The sequence below is a fragment of the Pseudomonas sp. 14P_5.3_Bac1 genome (assembly GCF_025466135.1).
In the GTDB taxonomy this organism is placed as follows: Bacteria; Pseudomonadota; Gammaproteobacteria; order Pseudomonadales; family Pseudomonadaceae; genus Aquipseudomonas.
The window spans coordinates 80,257-92,795 of record NZ_JANLOF010000056.1 but is presented as its reverse complement, the minus strand read 5'-3'; the positions used below and the strand labels follow the sequence as shown (position 1 = coordinate 92,795).

10 protein-coding genes are annotated in these 12,539 nt (G+C 61.8%); all 10 read left to right on the top strand.

Translation table 11 applies throughout. The features are described from left to right. Positions 1 to 7 precede the first annotated feature (7 nt). The 10 genes from hutC (at position 8) to NTD89_RS12765 (ending at position 12,528) form a co-directional block, all read left to right on the top strand. The gene (gene hutC, locus NTD89_RS12810; RefSeq protein ID WP_232000148.1) at positions 8 to 718 is read left to right on the top strand and encodes a histidine utilization repressor; all 711 of its coding nucleotides are present in this window, start codon (positions 8 to 10) and stop codon (positions 716 to 718) included. Next, positions 715 to 1,275: a HutD family protein gene (locus NTD89_RS12805; RefSeq protein ID WP_145159916.1), complete on the top strand. Its 561-nt coding sequence runs from the start codon at positions 715 to 717 to the stop codon at positions 1,273 to 1,275. The genes hutC and NTD89_RS12805 overlap by 4 nt, the downstream gene beginning before the upstream one ends. A gap of 314 nt (positions 1,276 to 1,589) precedes the next feature. Further along, complete coding sequence (hutU, locus tag NTD89_RS12800; protein ID WP_262208042.1) at positions 1,590 to 3,260, top strand: urocanate hydratase; 1,671 nt, start codon at positions 1,590 to 1,592, stop codon at positions 3,258 to 3,260. Between the two features lie 192 nt (positions 3,261 to 3,452). Beyond that, positions 3,453 to 4,910 (top strand): purine-cytosine permease family protein, encoded by a 1,458-nt coding sequence (locus NTD89_RS12795; RefSeq protein WP_262208041.1) that lies wholly within the window; start codon positions 3,453 to 3,455, stop codon positions 4,908 to 4,910. A gap of 69 nt (positions 4,911 to 4,979) precedes the next feature. Then, positions 4,980 to 5,945: an ABC transporter substrate-binding protein gene (locus NTD89_RS12790; RefSeq protein WP_262208040.1), complete on the top strand. Its 966-nt coding sequence runs from the start codon at positions 4,980 to 4,982 to the stop codon at positions 5,943 to 5,945. A 72-nt stretch (positions 5,946 to 6,017) separates the two neighbouring features. After that, positions 6,018 to 6,869, top strand: a complete 852-nt coding sequence (locus NTD89_RS12785) for an ABC transporter permease (RefSeq protein WP_145159921.1) — start codon at positions 6,018 to 6,020, stop codon at positions 6,867 to 6,869. After that, positions 6,866 to 7,690, top strand: a complete 825-nt coding sequence (locus NTD89_RS12780; RefSeq protein ID WP_262208039.1) for a glycine betaine/L-proline ABC transporter ATP-binding protein — start codon at positions 6,866 to 6,868, stop codon at positions 7,688 to 7,690. Before NTD89_RS12785 ends, NTD89_RS12780 begins: the two co-directional genes overlap by 4 nt. A gap of 143 nt (positions 7,691 to 7,833) precedes the next feature. Then, positions 7,834 to 9,357: a histidine ammonia-lyase gene (hutH, locus tag NTD89_RS12775; protein WP_262208038.1), complete on the top strand. Its 1,524-nt coding sequence runs from the start codon at positions 7,834 to 7,836 to the stop codon at positions 9,355 to 9,357. A 40-nt stretch (positions 9,358 to 9,397) separates the two neighbouring features. Next, the gene (gene hutH / locus NTD89_RS12770) at positions 9,398 to 10,936 is read left to right on the top strand and encodes a histidine ammonia-lyase (protein ID WP_262208037.1); all 1,539 of its coding nucleotides are present in this window, start codon (positions 9,398 to 9,400) and stop codon (positions 10,934 to 10,936) included. 182 nt (positions 10,937 to 11,118) lie between these two features. After that, a complete protein-coding gene (locus NTD89_RS12765; RefSeq protein WP_262208036.1) occupies positions 11,119 to 12,528 on the top strand; it encodes an amino acid permease in 1,410 nt (469 codons plus the stop codon). Positions 12,529 to 12,539: the final 11 nt, after the last annotated feature.

Genomic DNA, 12,539 nt, shown 5'->3' with positions numbered 1-12,539 from the left:
TGCCCACATGGACGAAAGTCCGGCGCCCTTGTATGCCCGCGTCAAACAGATGATCAGCCAGCAGATCCTCAACGGCAACTGGCCGCCGCATTACCGCGTGCCGTCCGAGAGCGAGCTGGTCAGCCAGCTGGGCTTCAGCCGCATGACCATCAACCGAGCCCTGCGCGAACTCACCGCCGAAGGGTTGCTGGTGCGCATGCAAGGCGTCGGCACGTTTGTCGCCGAACCCAAGAGCCAGTCGGCGCTGTTTGAAGTGCACAACATTGCCGATGAGATCGCCTCCCGCGGCCATCGGCATACCTGCCAGGTCATCCACTTGTGCGAAGAGGCCGCAGGCTCCGAGCGCGCCGTCGCCCTGGAAATGCGCGAAGGCGGGCGGGTGTTCCATTCGCTGATCGTGCACTTCGAAAACGACATTCCGGTGCAAATCGAAGACCGTTTCGTCAATGCCCTGGTCGCGCCGGATTACTTGCAGCAGGATTTCACCCAGCAAACGCCGTACGCCTACCTCAACCAGGTTGCACCGCTGACCGAAGGCGAGCACGTGGTTGAAGCGATCCTCGCCGATGCCGAGGAGTGCAAGCTGCTGCAGATCGAGCCGAGCGAGCCGTGCCTGTTGATCCGCCGGCGTACCTGGTCCGGTCGCCAGCCGGTGACCGCCGCGCGTTTGATCCACCCCGGTTCCCGCCATAGCCTGGAAGGACGTTTCAGTAAATGAGTGCAGTGAAAGTCTGGCGCGCCACCGATTACATCCGCATGCCGTGGAAAAACGGCGGCGGCAGCACCGAAGAAATTACCCGTGACGCCGGCACCGGCCTGGATGGCTTCGGCTGGCGCCTGTCGATTGCCGATATCGCCGAGTCGGGTGGGTTTTCCACCTTCGCCGGCTACCAGCGCGTGATCACCGTGATCAAGGGTGCAGGCATGGTCCTGACCGTGGATGGCGAAGAGCAGCGTGGTTTATTGCCGCTGCAGCCCTTTGCGTTCAGTGGTGAAAGCGAGGTTTCGTGCCGCTTGATCACCGGGCCGATCCGCGATTTCAACCTGATTTATTCACCCCAGCGTTATCAGGCGCGCTTTCAGTGGATTGATGGCGTGCAGCGGTTTTTCACGACGGCGCAGACGGTACTGGTGTTCAGCGTGGCGGATGAAGTGAAGGTGCTGGACCAGAAGCTGGGGCATCACGATTGTCTGCAGGTGGACGGTAACACTGGCCTGTTGGACCTCTCGGTCAGTGGCCGCTGCTGCATTATCGAACTGACCGCACGCGGTTAAAAAAATGTGGGAGGGGGCGCTCACAGAATCTGTTTCCAGTCCCGCACCAATTTGTTACCGAACGCCCCAGCGTGGCGCAAAGCCGCGCCATCGTGACAAATTTCCCTCGCTTAAAAACGCCTCTGTAAGAAATTTCACCAAACCTCCAAGCCTTAATTTTTAAGGCTTACACACGCCTTCCAAAAAATTCTCAACAGCTCACCCGCAAAGTTGGCCGCTTGATTGCATATGCTTGTATGTACAAGTAAAGATGTGTGCGTAAGACTCTCCTTCGCACCATCAATGTTCGCGCATCGATCGCCGAGGAGTCTGTTGTGACCAAGCCTACAAAGTACCGTGACGTCGAAATCCGTGCCGCTCGCGGTAACAAGCTCACCGCCAAAAGCTGGCTGACGGAAGCGCCGCTGCGCATGCTGATGAACAACCTTGACCCGCAAGTGGCCGAGAACCCGAAAGAATTGGTGGTGTACGGCGGTATCGGCCGTGCAGCGCGCAACTGGGAGTGCTACGACCAGATCGTCGAAAGCCTCACCAACCTGAATGACGACGAGACCCTGCTGGTGCAATCCGGCAAGCCGGTCGGCGTGTTCAAGACCCACAGCAACGCGCCGCGCGTGCTGATCGCCAACTCCAACCTGGTGCCGCACTGGGCCAGTTGGGAACACTTTAACGAGCTGGATGCCAAGGGCCTGGCCATGTACGGCCAGATGACCGCCGGCAGCTGGATCTACATCGGCAGCCAGGGCATCGTCCAAGGCACTTACGAAACCTTCGTCGAAGCCGGTCGCCAGCATTACAACAGCGACCTGACCGGCCGTTGGGTCCTCACCGCCGGCCTCGGCGGCATGGGCGGCGCGCAGCCGTTGGCGGCAACCCTGGCCGGCGCCTGCTCGCTGAACATCGAGTGCCAGCAGGTCAGCATCGACTTCCGCTTGAGCAGCCGCTATGTCGACGAGCAAGCCACCGACCTCGACGACGCCCTGGCCCGCATCGCCAAATACACCAAGGAAGGCAAGGCCATCTCCATCGCCTTGCTGGGTAACGCGGCGGAAATCCTGCCGGAACTGGTCAAGCGCGGCGTGCGCCCGGACATGGTCACCGACCAGACCAGCGCCCACGACCCGCTTAACGGCTACCTGCCGGCCGGCTGGACCTGGGACGAATACCGCGCCCGCGCCAAGGCCGAACCAGCTGCTGTAATCAAGGCCGCCAAGCAGTCGATGGCCGTGCACGTCAAAGCCATGCTGGAATTCCAGAAGCAAGGCATCCCGACCTTCGACTACGGCAACAACATCCGCCAGATGGCCCAGGAAGAAGGCGTGGAAGATGCCTTCGCCTTCCCAGGTTTCGTGCCGGCCTACATCCGCCCACTGTTCTGCCGTGGCATCGGCCCGTTCCGTTGGGCTGCACTGTCCGGCGACCCGCAGGACATCTACAAGACCGACGCCAAAGTCAAAGAGCTGATCCCCGACGACGCCCACCTGCACAACTGGCTGGACATGGCCCGCGAGCGCATCAGCTTCCAGGGCCTGCCAGCACGGATCTGCTGGGTTGGCCTGGGCCAGCGCGCCAAGCTGGGCCTGGCGTTCAACGAAATGGTACGCAGCGGCGAGCTGTCCGCGCCGGTGGTGATCGGCCGTGACCACCTCGACTCTGGCTCGGTTGCCAGCCCGAACCGCGAAACCGAAGCCATGCAGGACGGTTCCGACGCCGTGTCCGACTGGCCACTGCTCAACGCCTTGCTCAACACCGCCAGCGGCGCAACCTGGGTGTCGCTGCACCACGGCGGCGGCGTGGGCATGGGCTTCTCGCAGCATTCGGGCATGGTGATCGTCTGCGACGGCACCGACGAAGCGGCCGAGCGCATTGCCCGCGTGCTGCACAACGACCCGGCCACCGGGGTGATGCGTCACGCCGATGCCGGTTACCAGATCGCCATCGACTGCGCCAAGGAGCAGGGCCTCAATCTGCCGATGATCAAGTAACGAACGGCCAGGTTCCGGTGGGAGTGGGTTTGTGTGGGAGCTGGCTTGCCTGCGATGCGGGCGACTCGGTCTCTCGGCAGAACCGAGGGGATGCCATCGCAGGCAAGCCAGCTCCCACATTTGCCCTGCTGTTTACACAAAACCTGTTTCACCCGCACCACCGAAAAACAATCCATCAGAGGTTGAACACACATGGCTGCAAATGACGCACGTGCAAGCACCACCCCGTTGATCGAAAGGCGTTCGATCGACTACATCCCGGAAGCGGAAAGACACGGTCGTCTATTGAGTCAGTTCACCCTGTGGCTGGGTGCCAACCTGCAAATCACTGCGATTGTCACCGGGGCCTTGGCCGTGGTGCTGGGCGGTGATGTGTTCTGGTCGTTGATCGGTCTGTTGATCGGTCAACTGCTGGGCGGCGGCGTGATGGCGCTGCATGCGGCGCAAGGCCCGCAACTGGGCTTGCCGCAGATGATTTCCAGCCGCGTGCAGTTTGGCGTGTATGGCGCGGTGATCCCGCTGGTGCTGGTGTGCCTGATGTACATCGGTTTTTCGGCCAGCGGTTCGCTGTTGGCGGGGCAGGCGGTGGCGCAGCTGCTGCACGTCGAAGACTGGGTCGGCATCGTGTTGTTCGCCGGGCTGATCATGGTGTTCACCGTCTTCGGTTACCGCGTGATCCACGGTATTGGTCGCGTCGCCAGCGTGCTGGGCGTGGTTGCCTTCATCTACCTGTTCTACAAATTGCTCGCCGGAAACGATGTCGGTGCGCTGCTGGGCAACAAGCATTTTTCGCTGAGCAGTTTTCTGTTGGCGATTTCGTTGTCGGCGTCCTGGCAGATCGCGTTCGGCCCGTATGTGGCGGACTACTCCCGCTACTTGCCGCGCAGTACGCAGGCGTCGAAAACCTTCTGGGCGGTTGGCCTGGGTTCGGTGATCGGGGCGCAGGCGTCGATGGTGTTCGGTGTGTTCGCGGCGGCCCTGGCCGGTGCGCAATTCGCCCACCACGAAGTGTCGTTTATCGTCGGCCTGGGCGGCACCGGCATTGTCGCGGCGCTGCTGTATTTCAGCATCGCCTTCGGCAAGGTCACGGTGACCACCCTCAATGCCTACGGCAGCTTCATGTCGATTGCGACCATCATCAGCGGCTTTCGTGGCAGCCGGCACATTTCAAGTGCGGTACGCCTGCTGTACATCTTCCTGATGGTGTCGATTGCCGCCGCACTGGCGTTGCTGGGCAAGGACTCGTTTCTCAAGGATTTCTCCGCGTTCATCCTGTTTCTGCTGGCGTTTTTCACGCCGTGGAGCGCGATCAACCTGGTGGACTTCTACTGCATCACCAAAGAGCGCTACGACATTCCGGCGCTGTCCAACCCCAATGGTCGCTACGGCCGCTGGAACTGGATGGGCATCAGCATCTACGTGCTGGGCGTGCTGATCCAGATGCCGTTCATCTCCACGCATTTCTACACCGGCCCCCTGGTTGCCAGCCTTGGCGACACCGATATCTCCTGGATCATCGGCCTGGTGGTGCCCGCCGCGCTGTATTACTGGGCCGCGAAAAAGTGGCACAGCGCAATTCCTGAACACCTGATCCTGCCGGTAGAGCAGGGCGCTATACCAACGACAAACGGGCTGGTCGCACAAGCCTGATGGGACGTGGACAGGGCAGGATGCCTACTGACTGCCGTAATCCATTTCAAGATTGGGAGCGTCACAACAATGAAAATGAATAAGACCCTGCTGGCCACGCTGCTCTCTGCAGGCTTGCTCGCCTCCGCTGGCGCACAAGCGGCCGGTTGGTGCGAATCCGGTAAGCCGGTGAAGTTCGCAGGCCTGAACTGGGAAAGCGGCATGTTGCTCACCGACATCCTGCAAACCGTGCTGGAAAAAGGCTACGACTGCAAAACCGACAGCTTGCCGGGCAACTCCATCACCATGGAAAACGCCCTGAGCAGCAACGACATCCAAGTGTTTGCCGAAGAGTGGGTCGGCCGCAGCGAAGTCTGGAACAAGGCCGAGAAGGCCGGCAAAGTCGTCGGCGTTGGCGCGCCCGTTGTCGGTGCCGTCGAAGGTTGGTACGTGCCACGTTACGTGATTGAAGGCGACGCCAAGCGCAAGTTGGAACCCAAGGCGCCAGACCTGAAAAACATCGCTGACCTGGCCAAATACGCCTCGGTGTTCAAGGACCAGGAAGAGCCTTCCAAAGGCCGTTTCTACAACTGCCCGGCCGGCTGGACCTGTGAGCTGGACAACAGCGAAATGCTCAAAAGCTACGGCCTGGAAAGCACCTACACCAACTTCCGCCCAGGCACCGGCCCGGCGCTGGATGCGGCGGTGCTGTCGAGCTACAAGCGTGGCGAGCCGATCCTGTTCTACTACTGGTCGCCGACGCCGCTGATGGGCCAGGTCGACCTGGTCAAGCTCGAAGAAAAGCCTGGTGTGGATAAAAGCGTGAGCATCAAGGTCGGCTTGTCCAATACCTTCCACGAGCAAGCGCCAGAGCTGGTGGCTGTGCTGGAGAAGGTCAACCTGCCGATCGATTTGCTCAACCAGAACCTGGGCCGCATGGCCAAAGAGCGAATTGAGTCGCCAAAACTGGCGAAAATTTTCCTCAAGGAACATCCTGAAGTCTGGCACGCATGGGTGAGCGACGACGCAGCCAAGAAAATCGACGCGGCCTTGTAGGTCAAGCGTGTCCGACTACCCTGAGGGGCTCGTCGGACACCCGGCCACAACCCACTGGATCGAGAGCACGCTATGTTTCCTGAGAGTTTTACGTTTTCCATCGCCGACTGGGTCAACGGTTGGGTGGACTCACTGGTCACCAACTACGGCGATGTGTTCCGGCACATCTCCGACACCCTGCTGTGGGCCATCGTCAACCTGGAAGGGTTGCTGCGCGCGGCGCCCTGGTGGCTGATGCTGGTCATCGTCGGCGGTATCGCCTGGCATGCCACCCGCAAGGTAGTGACCACGGCGGTGATCGTCGGCCTGCTGTTCCTGGTGGGCGCGGTTGGCCTGTGGGACAAGCTGATGCAGACGCTGGCGCTGATGATGGTCGCCACGGTGATCTCGGTGCTGATCGGCATTCCGCTGGGCATCTTGTCGGCGCGCAGTAATCGCCTGCGCTCGGTGCTGATGCCGTTGCTGGACATCATGCAAACCATGCCGAGCTTCGTGTACCTGATCCCGGTGCTGATGCTGTTCGGCCTGGGCAAGGTGCCGGCGATTTTCGCCACGGTGATCTACGCCGCGCCACCGCTGATTCGCCTGACCGACCTGGGCATTCGCCAAGTCGACGGCGAAGTCATGGAAGCCATCAACGCCTTCGGTGCCAACCGCTGGCAGCAACTGTTCGGCGTGCAACTGCCGCTGGCGCTGCCAAGCATCATGGCCGGTATCAACCAGACCACCATGATGGCGTTGTCGATGGTGGTCATCGCCTCGATGATCGGCGCGCGTGGCTTGGGTGAAGACGTGCTCGTCGGCATCCAGACCCTCAACGTCGGCCGTGGCCTCGAAGCCGGGCTGGCGATTGTGATTCTCGCAGTGGTCATCGACCGCATTACCCAGGCCTATGGTCGTCCACGGCATGAGGCGAGCAAATGACTACTGTCAGCAAAATTGAAGTTAAAAACGTCTTCAAGATTTTCGGCAACCGTTCCAAGGACGCCCTGGCCATGGTCGGCCAAGGCAAGACCAAGGACCAGGTACTGGCCGAGACCGGTTGCGTGGTCGGTGTCAACGACTTGTCCCTGAGCATCGCCACCGGCGAGATCTTCGTGATCATGGGCCTGTCGGGCTCGGGCAAGTCCACGCTGGTGCGCCACTTCAACCGCCTGATCGACCCAACCAGCGGCGCGATCCTGGTGGACGGCGAAGACATCCTGCAACTGGACATGGAAGCCCTGCGCCAATTCCGTCGGCACAAGATCAGCATGGTGTTTCAGAGCTTCGGCCTGCTGCCCCACAAGAGCGTGCTCGACAACGTCGCCTACGGCCTGAAAGTGCGTGGCGAAACCAAGCAGGTGTGCGCTGAGCGCGCGCTGCACTGGATCGAAACCGTGGGCCTCAAAGGCTACGAAAACAAATACCCGCACCAGCTGTCCGGCGGCATGCGCCAGCGTGTGGGCCTGGCCCGCGCCTTGGCAGCCGACACCGACATCATCCTGATGGACGAAGCCTTCAGCGCCCTCGACCCGCTGATCCGCGCCGAGATGCAGGACCAGTTGCTGGAGCTGCAAAAGACCCTGCACAAAACCATCGTGTTCATCACCCACGACCTCGACGAAGCCGTGCGTATCGGCAACCGCATCGCGATCCTCAAGGACGGCAAGCTGATCCAGGTCGGCACGCCGCGCGAGATTCTGCATTCGCCGGCGGATGAGTATGTGGACCGGTTTGTTCAGCGGCGGGCGGCGGTGGTTTGAGCACGATTGTGTGGTGAGGCTGCGAGCCCTATCGGGGGCAAGCCCCCTCCCATAGGTTGAACTGTGAACACCTTCAAAGGTGGAAGGGGGCTTGCCCCCGAAGAGGCCGGTAAGGCTGCACAAGAATTGAAGAAGGTATGAAGATGTCCCAGGCAGCAAAAATCATCATCGCCGACGCCCCCCTGCGTTGGCAGGACGTGGTCGCCGTCGCCCGCTTTGGTGCGCAGCTCGAACTCTCGGGCCACGCCTGGGCGCGCATCGACAATGCCCAGGCCATCGTGCAGCGCATCGTCACCAGCGGCGAGCGCGCCTATGGCGTGAACACCGGCCTGGGCGCGCTGTGCAATGTGTCGCTCAAGGGCGAGCAACTCAGCCAGCTGTCGCGCAATACCTTGCTGAGCCACGCCTGCGGCGTCGGCCCGGTACTGAGTGACGAGCAAACCCGCGCGATTATTTGCGCGGCAATTATCAACTACAGCCACGGCAAATCCGGCCTGCACCCACAGGTGGTGCATTCGCTGCTGGCGCTGCTCAACCACGGCATCACGCCGCAAGTGCCGTCCCAGGGTTCGGTGGGTTACTTGACTCACATGGCCCACGTCGGCGTGGCGTTGCTCGGTGTCGGCACGGTGAGCTATCGCGGTCAGATCGTGACAGCGCAAGAAGCATTACACGCAGAAGGTTTGCAGCCGGTGGTACTCGGCGCCAAAGACGGCCTGTGCCTGGTCAACGGCACGCCGTGCATGACCGGCCTGAGCTGCCTGGCCCTGGCCGACGCACATCATTTGCTGCAATGGGCCGACGTGATCGGCGCCATGAGTTTCGAGGCCCAGCGCGGCCAGATCGACGCTTTTGACGAAGCCATCATCGCCCTCAAGCCGCACCCGGGCATGCAGCAAGTCGGCATCAACCTGCGCGCGCTGCTCGATGGCAGTGAAGTGATCGCCAGCAGCCAGGGCATTCGTACCCAGGACGCCCTGAGCATCCGCTCGATCCCGCAAATCCACGGCGCCGCCCGCGACCAGGTTGAACACGCCACGCGCCAGATCGAGACCGAACTCAACAGCGCCACCGACAACCCGCTGGTGCTCGGCACGCCAGACGCCTACCGCGTAGTGTCCCAGGCCAACCCGCACGGGCAGTCCGTGGCCTTGGCGGCCGACATGCTCGCCATCGCCATGGCCGAAATCGGCTCGGTGGCCGAGCGCCGCCTGGACCGCCTGATCAACCCGCACGTCAGCGGCTTGCCGGCGTTCCTGGTCAGCAACCCAGGCGTCAACTCCGGGATGATGATCGTGCAATACGTCGCCGCCTCGCTGTGCGGGCAAAACCGCCAGCTGGCGCAACCGGCGGTGCTCGACAACTTCGTCACCTCCGGCCTGCAGGAAGATCACCTGAGCATGGGCACCAACGCCGCGCTCAAGCTGCACCAGTTGCTGGCCAACGTTACCCAGATTCTCGCCATCGAGTACCTGCTGGCGGCCCAGGCCTTCGAGTTTCTCAAGGACCAGCGTTTCGGCGCAGGCACCGACAGCGCCTGGTGTCTGCTACGTGAAAAAGTCCCACCTTACGAGCAAGACCGCTGGCTGGCGCCGGACATCGCCAGCGCCGCCGCGTTGCTCAAGGACACCGCTTTGCTGCACCACGTATTACCCCATTTGCACTGATTACTTATTCAAAAATTTCAGAAGAACAATTCAAAGGAGCATGAATGTGACTGCGCTAAATCTGATTCCAGGCCAACTGAGTCTTGCCCAACTGCGGGCCATCTACCAGCAGCCGGTAACCCTCAGTCTGGATGACAGCGCCTCGGCGCAGATCGAAGCCAGTGTTGCCTGCGTGGAGCAGATTCTCGCCGAGAATCGCACCGCCTATGGCATCAACACCGGTTTCGGCCTGCTGGCCTCGACCCGCATCGCCAGCGAAGACCTGGAAAACCTCCAGCGTTCGCTGGTGCTGTCCCACGCCGCCGGCGTTGGTGAGCCGATCAGCGACGCGCTGGTGCGGCTGGTCATGGTGCTCAAGGTCAACAGCCTGAGCCGTGGTTTCTCCGGGATTCGCCGCCAGGTGATCGACGCGCTGATCGCACTGGTCAACGCCGAGGTGTACCCGCACATCCCACTCAAAGGTTCGGTCGGTGCTTCGGGCGACCTGGCGCCGTTGGCGCACATGTCGCTGGTGCTGCTGGGCGAAGGCAAGGCGCGCTACAAAGGCGAATGGCTGGAAGCCACCGAGGCACTGAAAGTCGCAGGCTTAACGCCCTTGACCCTTGCCGCCAAAGAAGGCCTGGCCCTGCTCAATGGCACCCAGGTGTCCACCGCCTATGCGCTGCGCGGCCTGTTCGAGGGTGAAGACTTGTTCGCCGCTGCACTGGCGTGCGGCGGGCTGACCGTGGAAGCCGTGCTCGGCTCGCGCTCGCCGTTCGACGCGCGTATTCACGCCGCACGTGGCCAGCGTGGGCAGATCGATTCGGCTGCGGCCTATCGCGACCTGCTCGGCGAAAGCAGCCAGGTCTCCCAGTCGCACCAGAACTGCGACAAGGTGCAAGACCCGTACTCCCTGCGCTGCCAGCCACAAGTCATGGGCGCCTGCCTGACCCAGTTCCGCCAGGCCGCCGACGTGCTGGTGGTAGAGGCCAACGCCGTGTCGGATAACCCGCTGGTGTTTGCTGCCGAAGGTGACGTGATTTCCGGCGGCAACTTCCACGCCGAACCGGTGGCCATGGCGGCTGACAACATGGCGTTGGCCATCGCCGAAATCGGCTCCCTGAGCGAGCGCCGTATCTCGTTGATGATGGACAAACACATGTCGCAATTGCCGCCGTTCCTGGTGGGCAATGGCGGGGTCAACTCCGGCTTCATGATCGCCCAGGTGACTGCTGCTGCACTCGCCAGCGAGAACAAGGCGCTGTCCCATCCGCACAGCGTGGATAGCCTGCCGACCTCGGCGAACCAGGAAGACCACGTGTCCATGGCCCCGGCTGCAGGCAAACGCCTGTGGGAAATGGCTGAGAACACCCGTGGCATCCTGGCAGTGGAATGGCTGGCCGCGTGCCAGGGCCTGGACCTGCGCGACGGCCTGAAAACCTCGCCGAAGCTGGAAAAAGCCCGTGGCATCTTGCGTGCCAAAGTCGGCTTCTACGACAAGGACCGCTTCTTCGCCCCGGACATCAATGCCGCCAGCGAACTGCTCGCCAGCCGCTGCCTGAACGAGCTGGTGCCGGCGCAGTTGCTGCCAAGCCTCTAAGCTCGCCGCTGTCCAAATGTGGGAGCTGTCGAGCCCCGGCGAGGCTGCGAAGGCGTCGGTACAGGCAACATTTTTGTTGCCTGATACACCGCCTTCGCAGCCTCGCTAAAGCTCGACAGCTCCCACATTTAAGTTGCGATAGCTTTGAATTTTCTCGGGATAACAATAACTAGGGAAGAGAAATGCACCAGCAAGAAAAGGGATTGAAACGCGGGCTCAGCGCCCGACATATTCGCTTCATGGCACTCGGTTCCGCGATCGGCACCGGGCTGTTCTATGGCTCTGCCTCCGCCATTCAGATGGCCGGCCCCGCCGTGCTGCTCGCCTACCTGATCGGCGGCGCCGCCGTATTCATGGTGATGCGCGCCCTCGGCGAGATGGCTGTGCACAATCCGGTTTCCGGCTCCTTCGGCCAGTACGCCAGCACCTACCTGGGCCCGATGGCCGGGTTTATCCTCGGCTGGACCTATGCGTTTGAAATGATCATCGTCTGCCTCGCCGACGTCACCGCGTTCGGCATCTACATGGGCTTCTGGTTTCCCGAGGTCGCGCGCTGGGTGTGGGTGCTCGGCATTGTGTTTTTGATCGGCGGCCTGAACCTGTGCAACGTCAAAGTGTTTGGCGAGATGGAGTTCTGGCTGTCGCTGCTCAAGGTCGGCGCCATTGTGGCGATGATCCTCGGCGGTTTCGGCATCATGCTGTTCGGCATTCATTCGGCCGGCGATACCCAGGCCAGCGGCATCAGCAACCTGTGGGCCCATGGCGGCTTCATGCCCAACGGCGTTGGCGGCCTGATCGCCTCGTTCGCGGTGGTGATGTTTGCGTTCGGCGGCATCGAAATCATCGGCATCACCGCCGGTGAAGCCAAGGACCCGCAACGCGTGATCCCCAAGGCGATCAACGCAGTGCCGTTGCGCATCCTGTTGTTCTACGTGCTGACGCTGTTCGTGTTGATGGCGATCTACCCGTGGCCGCAGATCGGCAGCCAGGGCAGCCCGTTCGTGCAGATCTTCAGCAACCTGGGCATCGGCTCGGCGGCGACCATCCTTAACATCGTGGTGATCTCGGCGGCCGTCTCGGCCATCAACAGCGACATCTTTGGCGCCGGCCGCATGATGTACGGCCTGGCCCAGCAAGGGCAGGCGCCCAAGGGCTTTGCGCAGCTGTCCAAACAGGGCGTGCCATGGATGACCGTGGTGGTGATGGGCGCGGCGTTGCTCGGCGGCGTGGTGCTCAATTACCTGATCCCGGAGAACGTGTTCCTGGTGATCGCCTCGATTGCCACCTTCGCCACTGTGTGGGTGTGGCTGATGATTCTGTTCACTCAGGTCGCAATGCGCCGCTCGATGACCAGGGAGCAGGTCGCCGCGCTGAAATTCCCGGTGCCGTTCTGGCCCTATGCGCCCGCAGCGGCCATCGTGTTCATGCTGTTCGTGTTTGGCGTGCTGGGTTACTTCCCGGGCACCCAGGCCGCTTTGCTGGTCGGCGCCGTGTGGATTGTGCTGCTCGTCGTCGCTTACCTGCTGTGGGTCAAACCCGCTGCCGGGCAAGCGGCCAAGGTTCATTACGACCCGGCTTTGTCTCATCGTTAACTTAGGGAGGC